The sequence below is a fragment of the Paractinoplanes ferrugineus genome (assembly GCF_016862195.1).
GTDB classification, from domain to species: domain Bacteria; phylum Actinomycetota; class Actinomycetes; order Mycobacteriales; family Micromonosporaceae; genus Actinoplanes; species Actinoplanes ferrugineus.
Map to the genome: position 1 here is coordinate 36,683 of NZ_BOMM01000052.1, position 23,811 is coordinate 60,493.

The following is a 23,811-nucleotide window of genomic DNA, read 5'->3' on the forward strand; positions in this document are numbered from 1 at the left end:
GAGGCGGTCTAGGGGCGCTCGAGTCCGGCTTTCGGATTGGCCGCCTCCTGCGCCAGGGCGGCGAGGACATCGGCGTACATCCGCGTCTTGATGGTCTTGATCGTCGGGCCGGCTTTGGGGACGTTGGCCTCGGCGAGGGCGATCGCCCGGACGCGCACCTCGGGCTCGGGCACGGCTTCATCGACGATCTGATTCGCGTACGCGTCAAGGCCGCCGAATCGCCGGGCCGTCACCATTGCCTGATGTGCCGTTTGTGGCGTCAGCCGCGACTGGATCAGCGCGCCCATGCCCACCGAGAACGGGATGTTGATGTCGGCCTCGGGCAGGCACCAGAAGCCTCGGTCGGCGCGCATGATGCGGAAGTCGTGGCAGAGCGAGAGCATGGCGCCCGCCGCGAAGGTATGACCTTGAAGAGCCGCGACCGTGATCATCGGCAGGCTCAGGTAGCGCGCGAACAGATTGTGCACGCTTGCGGTGTACGCCGGGAATTGTTCCGGGTGCTCGATCAGCCATTCCAGGTCGAGCCCGTTGGACCAGATCTTTCCGGACGCGGTGGTGACCAGCGCGCTCGCACCCTTCTCGACCTCGTCGAGCCGGGCGTTGACCTCGTCGATCCAGTCGGGGTGGAAGCGGTTCTCGGTGTCGCCCAGATCGAGGATGAAGACGGCGTCGTGGCGGTCGAGCGTGGGCATGGCGGCTCCTCCGGGTTACTGGTCGGTAACATACCCTAGTTCGTCGATGCGCGGAGCGACGGGCACAATAGGAGGGTTGGTTTTGACCGGTTGACAAACCTGGGGGAAACGGTGGCGGAAGAAGTACGGCCGGAGAAGTGTGTTGTGGCCGTCGATGGGCCTTCCGGCTCCGGCAAATCCACCGTTTCCCGGCGCCTCGCGGCCGCGCTCGACGGCGTCTACCTCGACACCGGCGCGATGTACCGGGCCGTCACCTGGGCCGTCCTGCAGGCCGGCGCCGACCTCGCCGACCCGGACGCGATCACGAAGATCGCCCTGGAGACTGAATTGTCGATCGGCACCGACCCGTCCGCGCCGCACTTCGCGGCCAACGGGATCAACGTCGACACTCCCATCCGCGGCGCCGAAGTCACCGGCGCCGTCTCCGCGGTCGCCGCCGTGCCCGCCGTGCGCAAGCAGCTCGTCGCCCTTCAGCAGGCCATCATCGCTGGTCACCCCCGCATCGTGGTCGAGGGCCGCGACATCGCGTCGGTCGTCGCGCCGGACGCCGACCTGAAGGTCTACCTGACCGCCTCGGCCGCCGCGCGGGCCGCCCGGCGCAGCGCCGAGGACGCCACCGACGTCGCCGCGACCGAGGCCGCCCTCGCCCGGCGTGACAAGCTTGACTCGTCGCGGTCGGTTGATCCCCTGCGGGTCGCATCGGACGCCGTCGAGGTCGACACGACCGGCATGGGCATCGACGACGTCGTCGCCCATCTTCTTTCGCTTCTGAATTCCAAGGTGTCCAGGTGAGTGAGCTTCCCGTCGCCGAACTCGACGATCCGTCGTCGCTCGGCCCGGTTCCCGTGGTTGCCGTCGTCGGCCGCCCCAACGTGGGCAAATCGACGCTTGTCAACCGCATCATCGGCCGTCGCCAGGCGGTCGTCGAAGACGTGCCCGGGGTGACCCGCGACCGCGTCCCCTACGACGCCCAATGGAACGGCCGCCGATTCACGGTCGTCGACACCGGCGGCTGGGAACCCGACGCCAAGGACCGCGCGGCCGCTATCGCGGCCCAGGCCGAGATCGCCGTGCAGACCGCCGACGTGGTGGTCTTCGTCGTCGACGTGACCGTCGGCGCCACCGACGTCGACGAGGCCGCCGTCCGGATGCTGCGGCGCAGCCACAAGCCGGTCATCCTGGTCGCCAACAAAGCGGACAACCAGAACCTCGAGTTGGAAGCCGTCTCCCTCTGGTCCCTCGGCCTGGGTGAACCGCACACCATCTCGGCCCTGCACGGCCGCGGCTCCGGCGACCTGCTCGACGACATCCTGTCGAACCTCCCGGCCCCGCCGCCGATCCTCGAGGACGGCCCCCGCGGCCCCCGCCGCGTGGCCCTCGTCGGCCGCCCCAACGTCGGCAAGTCGTCGTTGCTCAACCGGGTGTCCAAGGAAGAGCGCGCAGTCGTCGACTCGGTCGCCGGCACCACCGTCGACCCCGTCGACAGCCTCGTCGAGATGGACGGCGACATCTGGCAATTCGTCGACACCGCCGGCTTGCGCAAAAGAGTCAACCAGGCTTCGGGTACGGAGTATTACGCGTCCCTGCGCACCGCCGGCGCCGTCGAAGCCGCCGAAGTCGCAGTCGTGCTCCTGGACGCCGGCGAGGTGATCTCCGAGCAGGACCAGCGCGTCCTGACCCAGGTCGTCGAAGCCGGCCGCGCCCTCGTGATCGCCTTCAACAAATGGGACCTCGTCGACGCCGACCGGCGCTTCTACCTCGACAAAGAGATCGACCGCGAACTCAAACGCATCCCGTGGGCGATCCGCGTCAACATCTCCGCCAAAACCGGCCGCGCCGTCGACAAACTGGCCCCCGCCATCCGTCGCGCCCTGGCCTCCTGGGAACAGCGCATCCCCACCGGCGCCCTGAACCAGTGGCTGACAGAGCTGACCCAGGCCACCCCCCACCCGGTCCGAGGCGGCCGAGCCCCCCGCATCCTGTTCGCCACCCAGGCCGGCATCGCACCCCCCCGGTTCGTCCTCTTCACCACCGGCCCCCTCGACGCCGGCTACCAGCGCTTCGTCGAACGCAAACTCCGCGAGGAGTTCGGCTTCGAAGGCTCGCCGATCGAGATCTCCGTCAAGCCCCGCAAGAAGACCGGCCCGGGGGGTCGCGGCAAGGCCCATGGGTAGGGCTTGGTAAGGTGTACTGGTTGCCGCGCGGTGCTTTTGCCGGGTGGCATCGGGCTGTAGCGCAGCTTGGTAGCGCACTTGACTGGGGGTCAAGGGGTCGCAGGTTCAAATCCTGTCAGCCCGACAGCGAAGGGGTTTCCGCAGGTCAGAGACTTGTGGGAGCCCCTTTTTCGTGTCTGACGACGTCACCGGGATCGAGCACGCCGCTTGTAGACCCCTTGACTCGGCAGGTGACGAGAGATGCCCCTACTGAAGCTCGACCGACTGTGCGACGGTCTGGAGTCCGGCGACTGGGCCGGCTTCTTGCGCGACTGGGACCGCGCTCTGCGGGCCGGGAATCACCCGGAGACGACCCGCTACAACTACCTTCTGGCCGCCGCGCAATTGGCGAAGTATCTGGCCGGCGAGTCCCCCGATCCGGACGCCGATGACGCCGCCCAGGACCCGACCCTGGTGACCAAGGCACACGTCGAGTCGTTCCAGGCGTGGATGATCGAGACCCGGTCGCCGTCGACCGCGCTGAGCAAGCACAAGAGCTTGCAGCAGTTCTTCAAGTACCTCCTCGAGGAAGAGGAGATCGACCGGTCGCCGATGGAGCGGGTGAAGCAGCCGCAGACCCCGCAGAAACTCGTGCCGATCATGGGTGACGACGACACGAAGAAACTGCTCGATGGCACCAAGGGCAAGACGTTCATGGCGTTGCGGGACGAGGCGCTGATCCGGCTGTATTACAACACTGGTGCCCGGTTGTCGGAGATCGGCAATCTGCTGCTGACCGATCTGGATATGAACACCGAGTCGGTGCACCTGCACGGCAAAGGCGCCAAGGACCGCCGGGTGAGGTTCGGCCCCAAGACCTCGCGAGCGATTGCGCGATATCTGCGGGCCCGGGCGAAGCGCAAAGGCGCCGCCGACGTCCCGCAGCTTTGGATGGCCGAGAAGGGCGCAAAGCCGTTATCCCCGAACGGCATCAAGCTGATGCTCAAGCGCCGTGGTGCCGCCGCCGGCGTGACGAATACGCACGCGCACCGGTGGCGGCACAACTTCGCCCACGAATGGCACAAGGGCGGCGGGAACACCGGCGACCTCATGCTGCTTCTCGGCTGGGCGTCGGAGGACATGCCCCGTCGGTACGGCGCGAGTGCTGCGGCGGAGCGGGCGCAGGAGCTCCAGGTGCAGATGGGCATCGGCGAGCGGGTCTGAGCGATTCGCCGGCTGCGGCGGCGCGTAGGGTCGCCGTCGCAGCCGGACCGGCGCCAGGGGAGTGGTGGGGGAGGAGTTAGGGGAGGACAGCCGCAGACAGCTATCGCCCGTTGCGCCGCAGCTCGGATGATCGAACGAGCGCCGCGCGTACTGGCTCGTGGTGCGATACGTGCCCTTGTACGTAGTCAAGGGATGCACGGTGTCGGCCCGGCGAAGCGTCTGCGAGGTGGATGTGCTCGATCTGCAGAAGGTCTGCCGCGATCTTCCGCCCGCCTGGTCCGATTACCTGCGGGACTGGGACCGGATGCTGCGCTCCGGGAACTACCCGGAGACCACCCGCTACAGCTACCTCCTTGCCGGTGCGCAGCTGAGCCGCTTCCTCGTCGACAACGCCGAGCCGCTGGGTGCCGAGGACGCGGCGGAGGATCCGACCGAGGTCGAGCGGGGGCACATCGAGGAGTTCCAGGCTTGGATGGTGCGGACCCGCTCGGCGTCGACGGCGTTGAACAAGCACAAGGGGTTGCAGCAGTTCTTCCGGTGGCTGACCGAGGAAGAAGACCTGGAGCGTTCGCCGCTGGACCGGATCCGGCAGCCGAAGACCGCCCAGACGCTGATCCCGATCCTGGGCGACGACGACACCGCGAAGATCCTCGCCACCTGTAAGGGCAAGGACTATCTATCGCTGCGTGACGAGGCCATCATCCGGCTGTTCTACAACACCGGCGCCCGGTTGTCGGAAGTTGCGGGCCTTCAGTTGGATGATGTGGACCTCAACAGCGATTCGCTGCTATTCCACGGCAAGGGGATGAAGGACCGACGTGTGCGGTTCGGCCCTAAGACCGGCCACGCGCTGACCAAGTTCCTTCGATCGCGCAGCCGCCGCAAGGCAGCCTCATCTACAGCGATGTGGTTGCCGGCTCGAGGTGCAGTGCCGCTATCGAGCAACGGCATCAAGCTCATGCTCCGACGGCGCGGAGTCCTGGCCAGGGTGGACAACGTCCATGCGCATCGCTGGCGGCACAACTTCGCGCACGAATGGAAGCTCGCCGGCGGTGACACCGGCGATCTGATGCTGGTGCTGGGCTGGTCATCAGACGACATGCCCCGCCGCTACGGCGCGTCAGCGGCAGCCGAGCGAGCCCAAGCGACCCACGCGCGGCTGCGAATCGGCGAACGAGTCTGAACGGGGGAGACAAATCATGGCGTTGACGGCGAAGCAGCGGTCACGGCGGGCGCGGATCGCCGCGCACGCCTCATGGGCGAACACAGCAGATCGGCAAGGCCGCACGGCGTCGGCGACGGCATCGTTCCTGGCACGGTTCGAGAAGCAGGTTGATCCACTCGGTGTGCTGGAGCCGGAGGTCCGGACGACGATGGCGCTGCACGCGCGGCGGGCGTACATGCTGCAGCTGGCGGAGCGTTCGGCGAAGGCACGCGCCCGGGGCGCCGGTGATGGCTGATGTCCCCGTTCGAGGTACCAACTCGGCTGCGGCCCGCGGTTCTGCGCGACGATCGAAGCGGCACCGTGGTTCGAGATCAGCAAGGCGACATGATTCGCGTCCACTTGAGAAGGAGACCATCGTGACCAACTACGCCATCGACGAGGACACCGGAACGCTGCTGCGAATCTGGCCGACAGGGCGAGGCCAACGCGCGGCGGTGGTGGGCGCCTTGCCCGCCGCCGCGAGGGAGGACCGGTTGCGGCTCGCTGCGGCTCTGACGTCGTTGTCCGAAGCGTTGTGGCGCTGCTATACCCATCCCGGTCTGGCTACCGACGACCCGGACGGCAACGGTGAGGGCTGGCGGCGGGAGCAAAGCCGCGAGGTCTTCTCGCAGCTGGTCGGCTTCATCAAGGAGCCGAATCTGCCGGGTGAGGGCGGCGCCATCATCGAGAGCTACGACCCGGTCGAAGAATGGGCTCATAGCGTCGGCCGGGCCGTGCGCGCCATCGGCGACGCGAAGCTTTTCGAGGCGGTCAGCGCGGACGTCGCCGCGGAGATCGAAGCGGTCGAGTCCGCCGAACGCGGTGATCTCAGTGGGCGAGCCCAGCAGGCGGTGGTGTTGAGCCGCACCGACGTGAACCCCGTCCAGGTCGCCGCCGCCGACGGTGTCCTGGCGCTGGACCCGCTGAACGGCGAGCAGCTGTTCGTGAACGTCGACCCGACCGCCGCATCGGTGGCGGCCGCGCACTGGCTCAAAGCTGCTGCGGACGTTGTCGCCGAAGTGTCCGGCATGCCGGCGGACGAGGTGGTGCAAGCCGCCGACGACATCGAGGCGTTGCCGGTGGAGACGCCGAGTGAGGTGCTGCGGCTGTTCGACTTCAGCGACACCGCGTACGGCGTGGTGGTGGAGATGGTTCGCGGGGCGGTTCAGGTCGGTGAAGGCTCTGTCGCTGATCTCGGTGCGCTCCTGGTCGAGCATGACACTGGGGACGACAGCGACGATCCGGAAGCCGAGCCAACGCCCGTGCGGCTGACCGTATTGGATCCACAACGACCTGCTCTCGATCTGCTGGAAGATCTCCTCACTGGCATCCACGGCTGCCGCCTGGTCTACGAGGAGTACGTCGACGCCGGCGATGCCGCCGCCACCGACACGCAGTTCTGCGAGGCGGTGCGGGAGCAAGCTAAGAAGGCCTACACCCGCTTGATGTGACTATGGAGCTGGCGGAGCGTCATGCATTTCGCTCGCGTATTCTTGCGCTAGGGACATGGCGCCTCCGCGTGCTGCCACCCGAGACCTCGTCGACACACTGGCAGTGTGGGGGTCAGGGGTTCGAGTCCCCTCAGCTCCACCCTTTCTGAACTGGGAAAACGCATCGTCTGACTCTCCAAGTTAGACGGTGCGGTTTTTTTTTGCGCACACATGTGCACACCTGATGATCTTGAAGCGCGATCCGTACCACGTCTCAGAAGCGTCCAATTGTAGGCTGAAAACCACCTCTGAGCTGTGGAAACACCTTAGAAAGACCGACCATTGACCGTCGGTTCGGCCTCCGGAGAGGCTGTCTAGATCATGGGCGCCGGTGATCCAAATCACATTCTCTTCTTGTGGAGCCCCGATTCTCCCGTAGGCATCTCGCCGGCTGTCGCTGGCCGTCGCCAAGGCGGCCAGTCAGCCTCCGGGACAGCCTCGGACAGCCTCGGTTAGGGCCTGTGCAGCTGTTCCCGGCCGCCCAGATCAGCAAGGCTCGGAAGAGCCAGCACAAGCCTTCCTCGGGGCTCCGGCTGGCAGCCGGGGACACCTTCGTAACGGTGCAGCCCTACGGCCGGGGCCTTCCACGGGCTGCACCGCAGGCGTCCACACGACAGGAGGAACGCATGGCAGAGCAGGATGCCCAGCAACCGCAGCGCCGGGACGCCGACCAGGATCTCTACTTCTCCGTGGAGCAGGTGGCCGCCAAGCTGAAGGTCTCAGCACGATGGCTCGCCGATCAGTGCCGTGATGGCCGAGTCGAGCACGTACACCTCGCAAGGAAGCGCAAGTTCACTCCCGCGCAGGTTCAGAAGCTCCTCGACAGCCACACGGTCAAGCCGGCGGAGGTTCGGGAGCAAGAACGGGGGCATGAGCGTGCGGTGCAACGCGTGCTTCGGGAGCGCGCGCGACAGCGCCGCTAGAGACGCTTATACGGGTCTTATTGGCGCCGGGAATGCTCTGACTCCCACAAGAATTTCTGTGGGGGTCACCTCTCCCTGGCCGCAATGAAAATTGCAGCCTGACCGCCCAGAGACTGTATCCCAGGGCCGCCTTCACCGCCAGCGGCACGACGGCGCTATGTCGTCGATGCACGCAAGTAGCTCAATGGGGATTAAGTGAATAGCACACCAGACACCCTCTCGGCAGCAATGGCCTGGTTCGATGCGGGCTGCGCAGTCATTCCCATTCGTGCGGATGGAAGCAAAGCGCCTCTCGTGCCATGGCGCAGTTATATGCACACGCCGCCCGACCGAAGACAAGTCGAAGAATGGTTCACGGGTAACCCTCCGGGAGTGGCCATTGTGTGTGGCAGTTCTTCCTCGGGGCTTGAGATGCTCGAGCTCGAAGGACGAGCAGTCGACGAGGGATTAGGGCAGGCGCTGATTGACCTCCTTACCCAAGCTGGCCTAGCCGACCTTTGGAAACGCGTAACGGCCCACGGTTATTGGGAGAGGACACCGTCCGGAGGGGTCCATATCCTTTACAGGATCAGCGACGCCGAGGTCGATAGGAACCTCAAACTCGCACGGCGACCCGCTACCGAGTACGAGCTCTCGATCGATGCAACCGACAAGATCAAGACGCTTGCCGAAACCCGGGGCGAAGGCGGCTATACGATCGTCGCCCCGTCCAACGGCACCGTGCACGAAACGCGCCGCCCGTGGGTGGCCCTTAGCGGATCAACGCCCGCGCGCATTCCGGTCATCAGCGTGACCGAACGGGCGGCGTTGTTGGACGCGGTTCGAGCGCTTGATGAAATGCCGCCCCCGCCACTCACTGCGCCGCATCGTCCGGCTCCGCCGTCAACGGGACAGGGCATTACGCCGGGCGATGACTTCGAGCTGCGTATGGACTGGAGCGACCTATTGGTGCCCGCCGGGTGGACGCTCGTGCACACGGCGGGACGCACGCGGTATTGGCGCCGCCCGGGAAAGAGCACTGGAGTTTCTGCGACGACGGGTCGCGCTGACGACCGCGATCGCCTCTTCGTGTTCAGCAGCAGCACTGTGTTCGAGACGGAGACGCCCCTGACGAAGTTTCACGTCTTTGCGGTGCTTCACCACGGCGGAGACCATCGAGCGGCCGCTCGCGCGCTGCGTAACGACGGATACGGTCGACGACTCGATGCGGAACCGGCACCGGATGACTCGGCTACAGGCTCAGGCGTCCGAGAGCCTCGGGAAACGGCGCCAGTCCACGCCCCCGTCGTCCGGGAAACGGTGTCGCCGCCAGCAGCATGGGGACCAACGGAAGACGGACTGGCTCGCGCCCTGGTCGCCCACCACGGTCATGAGCTGCGATATTGCCCCCAACGAGGAGCTTGGCTGTTGTGGGCGGGGCATCGCTGGGTCTGGGACGACGCCGAACGGCACCGGGAGTACGTGAGGGAACTGGCTCGGCAGTTGCCCAGCGCCGGCGGCTGGCGTCGTTTCCGATCTCAAGCGTTGTCTGCCGGCGGAGTATCCGGCGTAGTGCGCCTGGCACGTTCGGACCCCGCGGTGACCGTGTCCTTGGCCGCGCTGGACGCCCGTCCCTATGAGCTGAACACTCCAGCAGGTGTGGTGGACCTTCGGACCGGCGAGGTGAGTGCCGCGGATCCGCGGCTTCTACACACTCGATCGACGGCGGTGGCGGCGGACTTCGAGCGGCGGTCGGAAGTCTTCACCGCCTTCCTGCATGACACCTTCGGCGATGACGACGAGCTCGCGGGGTACGTACAGCGGCTGATCGGCGTGTCGGCCATCGGCAGTGTGCTTGAGCAGCTGCTTCCGTTCGCGGTGGGACCTGGAGCGAATGGCAAGTCGACGCTGCTGGAAGCAGCGATGCATGCCCTGGGCCGTGGCGATGACGGCTATGCCCGGGCAGGGTCGTCGGAGATGTTGATGGTGCGCAAGCATGCTGAGCATCCGGCGGAGCTGGCGCAGCTGTCCGGTGCGAGGTTGGTGGTGTGTGCGGAACTAGATGAGGGTCAGCGTTTCGCTGAGGCGCGGGTCAAGCAGTTGACCGGTCGGGACTCGTTGTCGGCGCGGTTCATGCGGCGAGACTGGTTCACGTTCGAGCCCAGCCACACGCTGTGGCTGCTCGGCAATCACCTGCCGGCGGCCCGGGCGGGCGGGCCGGCGTTCTGGAGGCGCATTCGGGTACTGCCGTTCAACCGCGTGGTACCACCGGAGCGGCAGGACAAGAAGCTCGGCGAGCGTCTGGCGCAGGACGCACCCGCAATCTTGGCGTGGATCATCGCAGGGGCAGCGGCATATCACCAGGGCGGGCTTCGCGAGCCGGTGTCGGTGTCCTCGGCCACTGAGGCATATGCCCGGGATCAGGACACCGTTGGCCGCTTCGTTGAGGAGCAATGCCACCGCCAGCCCGGGTCTGCGGGTGTGCGGACCGCGGTCAGCGTGCTACGGGAGGCGTATCAGCAGTGGTGCGAGCAACTGGGCGAACGGCCCGTGTCGGCCAAGCGCCTGACGCAGGAGCTGCAGAGCCGTTTCGGCGTCGCCGACGCCCGGGGCGGCAAGGGGCAGCGCTTTTACACCGGCATTGCGCTGCTGGACGCCGATGACCTCCAGGCCGTACTGCCGGTCGAGTCGTGATCAACCAGGCGGCCGGCCGCCGGCGAGAGGTGACAGGTGACAGATGTTCCCGGGTTTCCCGGTTGACGGCTATCGCGCGCGCGGGCGCGCGGACATGTGGTGCGCGCACGGTGCCGGTCAGCCTGCAACCGGGGATGATCTGTCACCTGTCACCCACGACGCTTCTGTCGGAAAGCCGACATCATTCAGTGACTGACGCCGATACACCGGGTTGTGTCACACGCCGATCTTGCACCAGGATGTCCGGCATGGGGGGTCTGGAATACCGGCGAGGAATGCATCAGCTCGGCCGAGGCACGTGGGCCTATCTCAGTCCGCCAGGCACGTGGGGGTGGAGCAACTGCGGCCTGCTCGTCGATGGAGCGCATGGGTTGCTGGTGGACACCCAGTTCGATCTGCCGTTGACGCGGGAACTGCTGGCCGCCGTCGCCGAGGTCGCGCCGGGGGTAGAGATCAGCACGGTGGTGACCACGCACGCGAACGGCGATCACTGCTGGGGTAACGAGCTGCTGCCGCGAGCGGAGGTGGTCGGCTCGTCGGCGTGCGGGCTCGGCATGGCGCACGAGGTGCAGCCGGCCGAGTTGGCAGCGCTGAGCGGCCCCGGGTCGCCGGCCACACCACTGGGCGATTACATGCGCCGGCACTTCGGCGCCTTCGACTTCGAGGGCATCACGGTGACGCCCCCGACCCGCACCTTCACCGGTCAACTCGACCTGGCCCTGGGAAACCGGCGGGTCGAGCTCATAGAAGTCGGACCGGCACACACCGACGGTGATGTGATCGTGCACATGCCCGACGTCGGCGTGGTGTTCGCCGGAGACATCCTGTTCATCGGTGGGCATCCGATCATGTGGACCGGACCTATCCGGAACTGGATCAGCGCATGCGACCGGATCGCGGAGACCGGCGCGGATCACGTCGTCCCGGGACACGGACCTGTCACCGACCAGGCTGGAGTGGCCGTGTTCCGCGGTTACCTCGAATGGGTTGCCGACTGGGCACGGAAGGCTTATGGGGCGGGCCTGCCGTACTGGGAGGCCGGCGACCCGCGGAGGCTACCCGCAGCGTATGCGGGGTGGGGCAATCCGGAGCGGCTGGTGATCACTATGGCTGCGGCATATCGCGAGCTGGGTGACGGGCCCCACGAATTGCTGGATGTGCTCGCGAAGACCGCTGCCGCCGAACCCAGGTAGTCAGTGGGGTCGCTTGGGTCCGTCGGGCTCGATCGGCACGAGCATCATCAGCCGGCTCGCCTGTGCACGCAGGGGAGCGAAGGCGATCAGCTCGATCGGCTGCAGCCGTTTGTGCAGGGGAAGGTGCAGGTAGCGGTGATCGCCGTCGGGATGGGGGTAGGTGATCGGGTGTTGCTGGAAGCGCCGGGCGTCCGCGTTGACGTCGAGGATCTCCTCGATCACGGCGGCGAGCCGCTTGTTCTCTGGTTGCCGCGCCTGAGCGAACTGCATCTGGGCGAACATCTGCGGTCCCCAGTCGGTGTCCCAGTTGTGCAGCTGGGTGCGGGCCTCGGGGAACGTGAAGACCCAGCGCATGATGTTGTTCTCGTGGCCCTCGACCCACGGGAACCAGCGGCTCATGTGCTCGTTGAAGGCGACCAGGTCCCACGCCTCGTCGTTGACGTAGGCGGGCCAGGGCTGCGCGTCGACGATGCGCTGGATCGTCGGAGTGGATCGCATCCTCGACTGGTGGACCGTGATGGTTAGCGCGTGCCCGGTGGCGAGGAAGAACAGCATGCTCTTCTCCGCCTCGTTCAAGCGCAGGGTGTAGGCCACGCGGTTGAGGAAGTCATCGGAGTAGTTCTGCAGCACTCCGCGCTCGAGCGCGCTGTACCAGCCGACGCTGTAGCCGGTCAGCGCGGCGACGGTCTCCTTGCTCACCCGGCGGTGGCGGCGGTTGCGAGGCAACGATGCGTGCAGTCCGGGGATCTCGTCGGGGTTGAGCCGCAACCTCCAAGCGTGGACGTGGCGCGCGAGGTCGTCGCTCAGTTCGGGCGGAGTCTGGCGGGGCGTCGTCTCATCGGTCGGGGGCTCAGAGGTCATCGCGCTTCCTCGGGCGTGGTCGCCATGGATGCAAAGTACGAATGTCCTTCACAGAAAGGACCGAACCTAGCAGCGTTGATCTATCCGTAAAGACCTCTTTCAGGAAGATGACGACCGATGCATGCCCAGCGGACGGGAAGCGGCCGCCGCACTGCGTGACAAGTCGTCAGTCCCAATTCCGGCAGTGTCACTGTGGATCTCACAGTGTGTGGTCAAGCGCCACCGCAAGGTGCACGATATTGGCTTCATCTCGGCGTGGGGGCGTCCTCGATGGTCAAAAGCACTGTGACCAGCAGATCCTGGGATTTGGCCGCCACGCATGGCGGAAGGAGAACCATGGGTCGAACCGCACTGGTAGTCGGTGGTGCGCGGGGCATCGGCCTCGCGACAGCTCACGAGTTGGTCAAGGACGGACACCGGGTTGCCGTCACCTACCGTGACTCGACGCCACCGGCAGACATCAGTTCTGTCCACTGTGATGTGCGCGACACTGCATCGGTGGACGATGCCTTCGCCCATGTCGAACGCGAACTCGGTGCGGTGGAAATCGTTGTCGTAGCTGCCGGCGTTACCCGCGACAAGCTGGTGATGCGCATGGACGACGAGGACTTCACCGACGTTCTCGACGCCAACCTGACGGGAGCGTTCCGCGTGGCCAAGCGAGCCAGTCGCGCGATGCTGCGCGCTCGGTGGGGACGGTTGATCTTCATCTCATCGGCAGTGGCGCTCCGTGGAGAGGCCGGCCAAGTCAACTACGCAGCCTCTAAGGCGGGCCTTATCGGAGTGTCCAGGTCGCTGACGCGTGAGTTCGGCAGCCGCAATATCACCGCCAACGTGGTCGCTCCCGGCTACACCGAGACGGACATGACCGCGTCGCTGACCGAAAGTCAGCGCGAGCACATGCGTTCGCAGATCCCGCTGGGCCGGGCCGCCCAGCCGGAAGAGATCGCTGCGGCCGTGTCCTTCCTCGCCAGTGACGGAGCCGCCTACATCTCCGGTGCCATCATCCCCGTCGACGGAGGCGCCGGCATGGGGCACTGACGTGCCCGGTAGGCACGGGCCCCAACCTGCAAGAGCCGACATCACCATGGGGGACGATGTGCTGAGCACCGGCGACAAACCGGCGACGACGCAGGCTGAGCATGCGGAATCACGGTCGATGAGTTCCGCTCTCAAAACTGATGAGAAAGGAGAGGAAGCGGGAATGGCGCCGGCCAGGATGGCCGACAACGACTCGGAGGACGATCTCACCTACGGCCGGCGGTTGCGTCGGGCTCGCCTGGCCAAACAGTGGTCCCAGCTGCAACTGGCGCATCGCATCCGCGAGGTCGGCGCCAAACATCGCGGTGTCGCTGCCCTTCACTCGCTGTTGATCATGATCAGCAAGTGGGAAAACGATCGCAAGCGGCCGAATCAGTACAGCCTGCACCTGATCGCCGCCGCCCTCGAGATCGACGTGACCAGCCTTGGACTGCCCGTCGATCGCGACTTCGTCTTCTAGCCGGGGCGACCCGCGCACGAGTGGCGTGCGCTGTGACGGCCGGCCACAGCTATCAATCGGGGTATCGCGTCAGCCGTCGTGCTTGACACCGCTGAAGACGCTTAATGCCCAGACGAGCACGCTGGCGTACGTGTGCAACGCGGCCGGAAACTCTGCGAGCCGATTCTCGCCACCGTCGTTGCCTGCAACGACGGTGGCGATGTCGTCGTACGCATCGGACGGAGCGCCCTGCATTTGGTGCGTGATCAGATTGAGGAGATGCTGGCGAGCTTCACTGATCATCTCGTTCTGCTCTGCAACGACTCGCGACTCGGGGTCGTCGTCAGAGAAGCGTACATCGGGTAAGTACAGCCCGGCCGCGGTGATGAGATCCGACGGTGCAATGCGCTGCGACCCCGGAAGCGGCGGCGGCTCCCCCGCCGCCACAGCGACCGCCACTTGCGACGCATACCCGGCATAGACCGTGCCGGCTTTGGCCAGGACGATGATCGCCTGCTCGAAGTTCTGGTCAGCGAGACGCCTGAGATCGTCGGTGACCTGCTGGAGCAGCGCCCCCGCCTGACAGCCTGTCCGCTGGGCCTCCAAAGCGCACTCGACCTGCAGCGTGAATGTCAGCGCCTGGTGCAGATGAACGGCCGCCTGGTTGCAGGCCGTCCCCATTTCCAGCAGTGCCGCGCGCACGTCCAACGGTAGCCGTAGGCCCATCTCGGGCTGCAGCAGCTGGTGCGTTGTCAGCACCATCCGTGGCTACCTCCCCTCACTCAGGCCCGGCGGCCGGCGTCCACAGCGGACCCACAGCTATCGCAAAGTTACCTATCCACCTGCGCGGCACCGTGTCAAGGAGACCGAATTCGCAGCCAGAAGGACAGCCCCGGACAGCCCCGGACAGCTACCCCGAACGCACGATGTCGCCGAGGGTCGAACTCGTGGCAAATGCTGGTCCGACTCTAGACGTGTACCCGCGCAGACGGGGCGCACCCCCGGTCACGGCTGCACCTACGCCCGCACTCGAAGCGAGCCCGCCGCGGTCGTGGCCCACCAGATCGCGGATGGCGCGCGTTCCGCCTCGGCACCGTGCCGTCCTCCTGCGCCGCCTGCTCATCCTGGCCTGCCGACGCGCGGAGAAGTCGAAGCCAACGCACAGCGCGCTGACTCGTCCGACCGGACGTCGCGCTCAGCCCCCTTAGTTCCCCCACGAAAGGTCTCGATCATTGCGGCCGCGTCACCTAAACGCTTGCCTGTCGGGCAGCGGGCCTCTGACCGCAGCCGCGGCGACCTGCGCCTCTGCCTGGACACGCGCCTCAACACGGCGTCTCCCACGAGGCGCTGACTGCTCCGCACCTGATCTCAAGCGTGCCGCCTCGTGCACCTCGCAGCGCGCTGGGCCACCACCTCTCTCATCCCTGTCTTTGCACCGATCACTGCTTCACGGGGGAAACAGCATGGCAATCACCGGGTGGATCCATCCCAAACGGGACCTGCGCGACGAGCGACCCGCCGTCAACGCGATGACCGTCGCGCTCACCGCCGGCACGTTGCGCCGCGACGTCGTCCGGCTGGCCCGCCACGCCGCGTTCGCCCACCTCGGGCTGGCCAGCGGCTACGCCGACTGGCGGCATCCCGAACGCCCCGATCCGGACCTGGTCCTGGTCATCGACGGGCAGCTGACCAACCGCGGTCATCTCGACGAGCAGCTGTACGGCCGGGCCCGGCCGCTGTCGGCTGACGCCGAGGTGCTCCTGCACGCCTACCGGACGTGGGGACCCGGCCTGGTCGACCGGATCGACGGCGCATACGCCATCGCCATCTGGGACAACCTCGCCCGGCAGTTGCTGCTCATCCGCGACCCGCTCGGCGCTCGCACCCTGTTCTTCACGTTGGTGGACGGCGGGATCATATTTGCGACCCGAGCCACGGCTCTGCTGGCCCACCCGCAGGTCAAACCGGTCATCGACGCCGACGGCCTCAACGAGTTGCTTACCCTTGGCCCGGTACGCACGCCCGGCCACGGCGTCCTGGACGAGGTGGCCGAGGTCCTGCCCGCCGAAATCATCCAGGCAGGCGCGGACGGGCTGCGCCGGCGTTCGTACTGGTATCTCGAAGCCGACGACCCCCGCCCCGACGCCGCCACCGCCGTGCAGGTCGTGCGTCAAGCGCTGGCCGAGACCACCGCGGCGCACCGCACACGACCGGCGGGCGCGGTGCTGCTGTCCAGGGGCATCGCGTCCGGCGCCGCAGCCGTCTACGCCGCCGGAACCTCCGGCCATCGGCCAGCCGCCTGGACCCTCGCCCTGACCGGTCCGCAAGATCCGCCCGCAGACGGTGGCGCGGACGTGGACCAGGCCGAACGCGTCGCCGAGCAGCTACGCCTACGGCACGACGTATTCGCCATCGACACGGACACGCTCCTCGACACCGCGCACGCCGCGCGCGAGGCCCTCGATTTCCCCTGCGAAGCCGGCACGGATGCCGTCTTGCTCGCGGGGCTTCGGCGGATCGCCGCCGCCGGCAGCACCAGCGTGGTCACCGGCGACGGCGCGAACGCGGTGTTCGGCGGCTACCGGTGGCTGCACGAGCCGCTCACCCTGGCCACCGACGACTTCCCCTGGCCCGGCGTCGGCGACCCCGCAGAACTCCTGAACGCTGACGCCCGCCGCCATCTCATGCCCGGGGTCTATCGCCGGCACCGCTACGAGCAGGCCACCCTCGGCGTGCCGCACCAGGCCGGCGCCGACGCACTGGCACGACGCCGACGCACGATGGCATACCTGACTCTCACCCGGTATGTGCCGTACCTGCTGACCCGGCTCGGCCAGCTCGCCGACGCCGCCGGAGTCACCCTGCGCACTCCTTTCGCCGACTGGCTGCTCGCGGCCTACCTGTTCAACACGCCGACGGGCCTGCGGCACCTGCTCGGCATCCCGAACGGGCTGCTGCGGCACGCCGTCGCCGGTGTATTGCCGGACGAGACCATCTGGCTGCGACCCCGCCAGTTCCCTAGCGCCGACCTGCTGCACGGGTGGCAGCAAACCCGTCTCGATCAGCTGCGTGATGTCCTCACCGACCGCGAGGCACCGCTGCGCCCGCTGCTGGACCGAGACCGCGTCACCGACCTGGTCACCCGGCCTGCGGGTCCGGGAGGCGAACGCGGTACGGCCACCGTCGGCTACCTGCTCGACGTCAACGCCTGGTTGCAGCGCCACCACATCTCGCTCACCTGAGCCGCCACCAAATCCCCGCGAAAATCCTGTATCGGGAGCATGCGATGAGACTCGACCCGTTCAGCGGCCCTTACAGCCGCGACCCCGCCACCACCTGGCAGCGCCTCAACGCCACCGCCACGCCCATCAGCTACGACGACGACCTCGAGATGTGGCTGATCGCCGGCCACGACAACGTCCGTACCGTGCTGTCCGACACCGCCCGTTTCAGCAACGCCGCCACCCTGCTGCCGATCACCGCGCTCACCGTCGACGCCGGTGCCATCCTGGCCGGTCTCGACGCCCCGCCGGTGGCCGTGACCGCCGATCGCCCGCAGCACCTGCGCACCCGCGGCATCCTGCGGGCGTTGATGCCCACCACCGCGGTCCGCGCCGAACAGCAGTGGGGGCCGCTCGTCACGGCCCGCACCGATGAACTCCTCACCGACATGAAGGCCAGCGAGCCGACCGACCTGATGCACTTCGCGGTGCAACTGCCGCTGCTGGTCATCCATGACGTCCTCGGCCTGCCGGCCGCGGCTTCTGAAATGATCCGCGGCTGGACCGACGACTTCGCCGATCTCGTCTGGGGAAACCCCACCCCCGAAGTGCAGATCGCGTACGCCTACTCGAGCGTCGCGTTGTGGCGGTATTGCGCCGACATCGTCTCCCGGCGCGCTGAGCGCGGCCACTACGGCGCCGGTCTGATCGGTGAGCTGCTGCGCTACCGCAACAACGACGACAGCAACCTCACCGTCGCCGAGGTCGCGGCCCTGGCCCTCAACATCGTAGGCGCCGGCTGGATCACCACCGCCGGCGCCCTCGGCAACGCCCTCGCCCACGCCCTGGCCGATCCCGGCCGGTGGGCGCTACTGGCCGGCAACGAGCACTATCTCAACCTGCACGTCGAGGAAACCCTGCGGCATAGCCCCGCCATCGACGGCTGGCTGCGCCTGACCATCACCGACGTCACCCTCGACGGTGTCACCATCCCCGCCGGCAGCCGCTGCCTGGTCCTGATCGGCGCGGCGAACCACGACCCCGCCGTCTACACCGAACCCGAGGTCTTCGATCCCCACCGCGGCCGCGCCGGGCAACATCTCGCCTTCGGCGCCGGACCGCACTACTGCATCGGCGCCGCTCTGGCCCGCCTCGAACTCACCACCGCGCTGCGCGCCCTGGCCGGCCGGCTGCCGGATCTCGCCGTGGCCGACGGGTTCCGGCAGCAGTTCAAGACCAGCGCGGCCCTGCGCCAGCTCACCAGCCTGCCCGTCCAGCAGCGTCCGGCCGGGCGGTGCCCCGTCGGGCACGGCACCTCGGCGGAGTCATGACTGCACACGGCACGACCGACACTCGCCCGCCCGGTCTCGTCATCCGCTCCCCGCGCGCCCACCGGGCCATGAACGCGCGCCTGCGCGCTGTTGAGGCGCGGGTGGCCGCAGCCGGCCCCACGAACATCGGGTTCCCGGCGGCCCGTGACATCGACTACCGGCCGTTGGCGCCCCTGCTGGGGCATCTGCTCAACAACCTCGGCGACCCGCGCATCGACCCGTTGTACCCGGGCCACGTGCACGATCTGGAACGTGAGGTGCTCGACTTCACCGCCGAGCTGTTCCGGGCACCGTCCGGCTGGAGCGGCTACCTCAATAGCGGCGGCACCGAAGGCAACCTGTACGGCATGTGGCTCGGCCGCACCAAACTCCCGAACGCCGTCGCCTACTACTCCAGCGCCGCGCACCCTGTTGACCGAACTACCTGGCAAAACCACCGCGCGGCAGGTTCGAACGGCCATCGGCAGTCGGTATCAACCATGCGACGTCCATTGAGGAGTTGCGTGGTAATGATGGTTCGAGATCGTGATCTTGCCTCGTTGGTCCTGCCCCGTTGGGGCCGGGTGGTCCGGGTCGACGGCCCCCTTCCGTTCGTGGTTGTCGACGCGGACGGTTCGGCGGTCGAGCCAATTGAGGTTTTCTTGCGGGATTTCGTGGCCCGCGGCAGCAGTCAGGGAAGCGTGCGCAGCTACGCGTACGCGTTGGTGCGCTGGTGGCGGTTTCTGCGTGTGGTCGAGGTCGGTTGGGAGCGGGCGACGTCGGCGGAGGGCCGCGACTTCGTGTTGTGGATGCGGCAGGCGCGTAAGGGGGCCGGCGCTCGCAAGGACCGATCGACGTTCGAGCCGGGGTCGGTGAATCCGGTTACCCGCAAGCAGCGTTTGGACGACAGCTTCAAGGTCACGACGGTGCGGCACAGCAATGCGGTGCTGCATACGTTTTACGAGTTCTGGATCGAGCAGGGCACCGGCCCGCTGGTGAATCCGATGCCTCGCGATGCGGCGCGGGGGCAGCGGCCGCACGGGCATCACAACCCGATGGAGCCGTTCCGGGCGGAGGGACGGCTGCGCTACAACCCGAAGTTGCCTCGCCGCAGGGTTCGGGCGATGCCGGACGAGGCGTGGGAGGCGCTGTTCGCGGCGTTGCGGTCGGAGCGGGACCGGGCGATCACCGCGCTGGCGGTGAGCACGGGGGCGCGGGCCGGGGAGCTGCTCGGTATCCGGCTCGCGGATGTGGACTGGGGCGATCAGCTGATCCGGGTGCAGCGCAAGGGCACGGGCGCCGAGCAGTGGCTACCCGGGAGCCCGGAAGCGTTCTTGTGGTTGCGGCTGTATCTGGAACAGGTTGGGCCGCTGCGGCCCGGTGACGTGCTCTGGGTGACGCTGCGCCGGCGCGGACCGGGCCGAGTCCGGCGGCCGTTGAGCTACGACGCACTACGGGCGGTGCTACGCAGGGTGAACCACCTGTCGGGCGCAAACTGGACGATGCACGACCTGCGGCACACCTGTGCGCTGCGGATGGCCCGTGATCCGCGGCTGAGCTTGGTCGATATCCAACGGATTTTGGGCCATGCCCACCTGTCGACGACGCAGATCTACCTGCAGGCCGATGACCACGAGGTGATCGACAAGGTCAGCCAGTATCTCGCCACGCCGCCGCCGTCGGCTGCGGGAGCTGTCGCACACGGGTACGCGGCGCACGACGTGGCCGTGCTGCTGGGCGGGACGAGCCGTTGACCGCCGCTGTTCGTTCACCGCGCCGGCCGCGGCACGAGCGCCACGAAGACCTCCTGACCGAGGTGCCACCGAGCCGGCTCGGCCCCTGGGACACCGCGGGAGCAGACGACATCGTCTCCTCGCTGACTCGACTGGTGACCTGGCGGGCCGGGGCTGAGGACGATCTGGCGCGGCAGCGCGCAGCTCGCAGAGTGCTGCAGTGGTTGTCCGGATTTGAAGGGCGGGGATGGCAGGCCCAGTGGGAGGCTGCCGGCATCCACGACAGCTCGTGGGTCGCCCGGGTCCAGGAGGCGTTCCCCGACGACCGGGTGTGTCGGCGGGGCGTGATCGTTCCGGCGATGGGCGGGCTGCTGCTGCGCCGGGTCGTGCTGCCCAGCTACCGGTTTCTGAGGGCATACCGGGCTAACACGCTCCTTCGCGCCGTCACCGAGGAGATCGCCCCGCAGGTCTTCACCCGCATTCGGCAGACGTCAGCTGAGGCCGGCCTGGGCCAGCAGCATGTTCATGACGGGATGAACGCGATCGCGAAGATGGTCCTGCACACCGGCCGCGATCCCGATGAGCTGACCGGCGAGGACGTTCTTCGCTTCCGCGCCATGGACATGCACCTGAGCTCGGGCAGGTCGTTCTCGCCGACCGGAGTTCACGCGGCCTGGGCGATGCTGCACCGCGCGGGCATCATCTCCGGCCCGCAAACTCTGTTGGAGAGCCTGCGCCGCGGCCAACGCCCGACCGCCGAGATCGTCGACCGGTATGCGATCCGTTGCCGCCCGATCCGCGATGTGATCGTCCGCTACCTTGACGAACGTCGCCCGAGCTTGGATTACGGCACGTTCCGGGTGCTGGCCGCGACGCTGGCCGGCCGATTCTGGGCCGAGCTGGAGAAGCACCATCCCGGCATCGACAGCCTGCATCTGGCTCCTGATGTCGTGCAGGCGTGGAAGCAACGGCTCTCGCAGCTGGCCCCGGAGCACGGCGGCGGACAACGCAGCGACTACATCGAGAACCTGCTCCAGGTCCGGGCGTTCTACCTCGACATCACCCAGTGGGCGCTCGAGGACCCGTCCTGGACGCCATGGGCGGTGCCCTGCCCGATCCGCCGCGGCGACACCGTCGGGATCTACAAGAAACGCCGCGCGGTCGTGGCCCGGATGCACCAGCGGGTCCGCGACATGCTGCCGCACCTGAACACCATCCTCGACACGGCCGAGGACTACCGCACGGAGCAGGCCGTGCTCCTCGCGAAAGCTGCTGCGACTGAGGTCGACGGCTTCTTCGAACACGTAGGAGTCCGCTACCAGCGCGCCATCCGCAAGTCGTCCACCGGACGCGAACGGACTCCTTCCATCCTGGCCGTCGACACGACCAGCTCCGAACTGATCAACCTGAGCCGGCGCGAGGACGAGGCGTTCTGGGCCTGGGCCGTCATCCAGACCCTGCGGCACACCGGGGTGCGAGTCGAGGAACTGCTGGAAATCACCCAGCTTGCGCTGGTGTCCTACCGGCTCGCCGACACCGGCGAAACCGTTCCCCTGCTGCAGATCGTGCCGTCGAAGTCGGACGAGGAACGTCTTCTACTGGTCAGCCCCGAACTCGCCCACGTCCTGGCCACGATCATCAGCCGGCTACGAGACGCCAACGACGGAACCGTTCCGCTCACCCGCCGCTATGACGACTACGAGGCGACCACCGGACCCACGCTGCCGCACCTCTTCCAGCGCAGAAACGGATGGCGCAACGAAGTCATCACCGGCGGCACCGCGACGAACCTCATCAAGCTCATCGTCGCCCGGGCTCAGCTCACCGACGCGGCAGGTCAGCCCCTGCGCTGCACCCCGCACGACTTCCGAAGGATGTTCGCCACCGAAGCCGTCACCGGCGGACTACCCGTGCACATCGCCGCCCGGATCCTCGGCCACCACAACCTAACCACCACACAGGCCTACCTCGCGGTGTTCCAGGACGACCTGATCCGCAGCTACCGGGCGTTCCTCGACCAGCGCCGCGCCACCCGCCCCACGAGCGAATACCGCGAACCCACCGAAGACGAATGGCGCGAGTTCGAGCAACACTTCGCCCTGCGCCAGCTCGAGCTCGGCACCTGCGCCCGCCCCTACGGCACCCCCTGCAAACACGAACACGCCTGCGTCCGCTGCCCGATGCTGCGCGTCGACCCCCGGCAACGCTCGCGTCTGATCGCGATCGTCCGCAGCCTCAGCGAACGCATCGCCGAGGCCCGCCTCAACGGCTGGCTCGGCGAAGTCCAAGGGCTGCAAACCAGCCTGAATGCCGCCGAAGCGAAACTCGCCGCCCTCGACCGCGCCGCGAAGCGCCCGGGCCCGGTCCCGCTCGGCCTGCCCACCATCACCGGAGGAAAACCATGAACACGCAGCCCGAGCACACCAGCCGCAACTCGACGGCCGGGCGGTCACAGCCCGCACGCACGATCGACGAGCTCACCCGGCGCCTCAACAACGCTCGCCGATTCACCATCGGCTTCCCCGCCGCCACCGACTTCGACTACACCGAACTCAGCGAGATCCTCACCAAACACCTGCTCAACAACATCGGCGACCCCTACATACCGGGCACCTGGCGCGGCCACACCAAATCCGAAGAACGCCAGGTCGTCGACTGGTGCGCCGACCTGTTCCGCGCCCCCGCCGACGATCGCTGGGGATACGTCAGCAGCTGCGGCTCAGAAAGCAACTTCTACGCCCTGCACCAAGCAAAATCCTTGCTGCCCGGCGCATTCTGCTATTTCTCCGATTCAGCCCACTACTCGATCGAGAAACATCACCGATCGTTGTCGCTACCCGCCGTCAGAATCCGCAGCGACGCCCACGGCGAAATTGACTACGCCGACCTGCGAACCCAGATCAGCCTCCGCCGCGACCGGCCCGCCATCGTCGTCGCCACCATCGGCACCACCATGGCCGAAGCAATCGACGACGTCCGCCGCATCACCGACATCCTCGACGACCTCGCCGTGCGCCAACGCTACATACACGCCGACGCCGCCCTCGCCGGCATCCCACTCGGCCTGCTCAACCCCGACGACCGGCCAGGATTCGACTTCACCGACGGTGCCGACTCCATCGCCGTGTCCGGACACAAATTCATCGGCTCACCCATCCCCAGCAGCGTCGTGATCACGAAAGCCTCCAGCCGGACCCGCGCCGCGCAATCCGTCGGCTACATCGACAGCCCAGACACCACCGTCGGCGGTTCACGCTCCGGACACGCACCCCTGATCCTCTGGCACGCCATCACCAAACACGGCATCACCGGCATGCGCCAACGCGCCGAGCACGCACGAGCCCTCGCGACCCACCTGCATAAGGGCCTCCAACAACTCGGGTGGGACACCTACCGGCACCCCCACGCCTTCACCACCGTATTGCGCACCCCACCCGAACCAGTCCTACACAAATGGATTCTGGCCTCCGACAACGGCTGGAGCCACGTCATCACCATGCCCGGCGTCACCAACGAGTCCATCAACGCCTTCCTCCACGACATAACCAACGCAACCCGCTCGCTGAAGGCGAATATCCTGCTCCAAGGCGCACGATGACCGCTATCCTCGCTGGCCTGTCGGCGCACGGCTTCAAGTGCAGAGCCGCATACGCC

At 67.2% G+C, this 23,811-nt stretch carries 19 protein-coding genes and 2 tRNA genes; 18 read left to right on the forward strand and 3 right to left on the reverse strand.

What is annotated here, in order from left to right:
- Window positions 1–8 precede the first annotated feature (8 nt).
- Window positions 9–692, reverse strand: a complete 684-nt coding sequence (locus Afe05nite_RS29615; protein WP_203820529.1) for an enoyl-CoA hydratase-related protein — start codon at window positions 690–692, stop codon at window positions 9–11.
- A gap of 111 nt (window positions 693–803) precedes the next feature.
- On the opposite strand from Afe05nite_RS29615, the gene cmk reads away from it, so the two are divergent.
- The 11 genes from cmk (at window position 804) to Afe05nite_RS29670 (ending at window position 11,552) form a co-directional block, all read left to right on the forward strand.
- Window positions 804–1,484: a (d)CMP kinase gene (gene cmk / locus Afe05nite_RS29620; RefSeq protein ID WP_203820530.1), complete on the forward strand. Its 681-nt coding sequence runs from the start codon at window positions 804–806 to the stop codon at window positions 1,482–1,484.
- Window positions 1,481–2,866 carry a ribosome biogenesis GTPase Der gene (gene der / locus Afe05nite_RS29625; protein ID WP_203820531.1) on the forward strand — a complete coding sequence of 462 codons (1,386 nt, stop codon included), beginning with the start codon at window positions 1,481–1,483 and terminating at the stop codon, window positions 2,864–2,866. Before cmk ends, der begins: the two co-directional genes overlap by 4 nt.
- A gap of 50 nt (window positions 2,867–2,916) precedes the next feature.
- Window positions 2,917–2,990 (forward strand) — tRNA-Pro (locus Afe05nite_RS29630).
- Between the two features lie 116 nt (window positions 2,991–3,106).
- A complete protein-coding gene (locus Afe05nite_RS29635; protein WP_203820532.1) occupies window positions 3,107–4,069 on the forward strand; it encodes a tyrosine-type recombinase/integrase in 963 nt (320 codons plus the stop codon).
- A gap of 226 nt (window positions 4,070–4,295) precedes the next feature.
- Window positions 4,296–5,252 carry a tyrosine-type recombinase/integrase gene (locus tag Afe05nite_RS29640; RefSeq protein WP_203820533.1) on the forward strand — a complete coding sequence of 319 codons (957 nt, stop codon included), beginning with the start codon at window positions 4,296–4,298 and terminating at the stop codon, window positions 5,250–5,252.
- A 16-nt stretch (window positions 5,253–5,268) separates the two neighbouring features.
- Complete coding sequence (locus Afe05nite_RS29645; RefSeq protein ID WP_203820534.1) at window positions 5,269–5,529, forward strand: hypothetical protein; 261 nt, start codon at window positions 5,269–5,271, stop codon at window positions 5,527–5,529.
- Between the two features lie 121 nt (window positions 5,530–5,650).
- The gene (locus tag Afe05nite_RS29650) at window positions 5,651–6,724 is read left to right on the forward strand and encodes a hypothetical protein (protein WP_203820535.1); all 1,074 of its coding nucleotides are present in this window, start codon (window positions 5,651–5,653) and stop codon (window positions 6,722–6,724) included.
- 4 nt (window positions 6,725–6,728) lie between these two features.
- Window positions 6,729–6,863, forward strand: a tRNA-Ala gene (locus Afe05nite_RS29655).
- A 526-nt stretch (window positions 6,864–7,389) separates the two neighbouring features.
- Window positions 7,390–7,686 (forward strand): helix-turn-helix domain-containing protein, encoded by a 297-nt coding sequence (locus Afe05nite_RS29660; protein WP_203820536.1) that lies wholly within the window; start codon window positions 7,390–7,392, stop codon window positions 7,684–7,686.
- A 228-nt stretch (window positions 7,687–7,914) separates the two neighbouring features.
- Window positions 7,915–10,359 (forward strand): phage/plasmid primase, P4 family, encoded by a 2,445-nt coding sequence (locus Afe05nite_RS29665; protein ID WP_203820537.1) that lies wholly within the window; start codon window positions 7,915–7,917, stop codon window positions 10,357–10,359.
- Window positions 10,360–10,634: 275 nt separating this feature from the next.
- Window positions 10,635–11,552 carry an MBL fold metallo-hydrolase gene (locus tag Afe05nite_RS29670; RefSeq protein ID WP_275407523.1) on the forward strand — a complete coding sequence of 306 codons (918 nt, stop codon included), beginning with the start codon at window positions 10,635–10,637 and terminating at the stop codon, window positions 11,550–11,552.
- Here the strand turns inward: Afe05nite_RS29670 and Afe05nite_RS29675 are convergent, their stop codons facing one another.
- Complete coding sequence (locus tag Afe05nite_RS29675; RefSeq protein WP_203820539.1) at window positions 11,553–12,413, reverse strand: helix-turn-helix transcriptional regulator; 861 nt, start codon at window positions 12,411–12,413, stop codon at window positions 11,553–11,555.
- A 336-nt stretch (window positions 12,414–12,749) separates the two neighbouring features.
- Here Afe05nite_RS29675 and fabG point away from each other — a divergent pair, with 336 nt between their 5' ends.
- The gene (fabG, locus tag Afe05nite_RS29680) at window positions 12,750–13,454 is read left to right on the forward strand and encodes a 3-oxoacyl-ACP reductase FabG (protein WP_203820540.1); all 705 of its coding nucleotides are present in this window, start codon (window positions 12,750–12,752) and stop codon (window positions 13,452–13,454) included.
- Between the two features lie 46 nt (window positions 13,455–13,500).
- Entirely contained in the window at window positions 13,501–13,914 is a 414-nt protein-coding gene (locus tag Afe05nite_RS29685; protein ID WP_203820541.1) for a helix-turn-helix domain-containing protein, read from the forward strand.
- A 69-nt stretch (window positions 13,915–13,983) separates the two neighbouring features.
- On the opposite strand, the gene Afe05nite_RS29690 is transcribed toward Afe05nite_RS29685, so the two are convergent.
- Window positions 13,984–14,655: a hypothetical protein gene (locus Afe05nite_RS29690; protein WP_203820542.1), complete on the reverse strand. Its 672-nt coding sequence runs from the start codon at window positions 14,653–14,655 to the stop codon at window positions 13,984–13,986.
- 701 nt (window positions 14,656–15,356) lie between these two features.
- On the opposite strand from Afe05nite_RS29690, the gene Afe05nite_RS29695 reads away from it, so the two are divergent.
- The 5 genes from Afe05nite_RS29695 to Afe05nite_RS29715 are packed head-to-tail and all read left to right on the forward strand — an operon-like array spanning window position 15,357 to window position 23,755.
- Window positions 15,357–17,135, forward strand: coding sequence for an asparagine synthetase B family protein (locus tag Afe05nite_RS29695; RefSeq protein WP_203820543.1), 1,779 nt, complete (start codon window positions 15,357–15,359; stop codon window positions 17,133–17,135).
- A gap of 44 nt (window positions 17,136–17,179) precedes the next feature.
- Window positions 17,180–18,445: a cytochrome P450 gene (locus Afe05nite_RS29700; protein ID WP_203820544.1), complete on the forward strand. Its 1,266-nt coding sequence runs from the start codon at window positions 17,180–17,182 to the stop codon at window positions 18,443–18,445.
- Window positions 18,442–20,178 carry a tyrosine-type recombinase/integrase gene (locus Afe05nite_RS29705; protein ID WP_203820545.1) on the forward strand — a complete coding sequence of 579 codons (1,737 nt, stop codon included), beginning with the start codon at window positions 18,442–18,444 and terminating at the stop codon, window positions 20,176–20,178. Before Afe05nite_RS29700 ends, Afe05nite_RS29705 begins: the two co-directional genes overlap by 4 nt.
- Window positions 20,175–22,562, forward strand: coding sequence for a site-specific integrase (locus Afe05nite_RS29710; protein WP_203820546.1), 2,388 nt, complete (start codon window positions 20,175–20,177; stop codon window positions 22,560–22,562). Before Afe05nite_RS29705 ends, Afe05nite_RS29710 begins: the two co-directional genes overlap by 4 nt.
- Window positions 22,559–23,755, forward strand: coding sequence for a histidine decarboxylase (locus tag Afe05nite_RS29715; RefSeq protein ID WP_203820547.1), 1,197 nt, complete (start codon window positions 22,559–22,561; stop codon window positions 23,753–23,755). Before Afe05nite_RS29710 ends, Afe05nite_RS29715 begins: the two co-directional genes overlap by 4 nt.
- The last annotated feature ends 56 nt before the right edge of the window (window positions 23,756–23,811 follow it).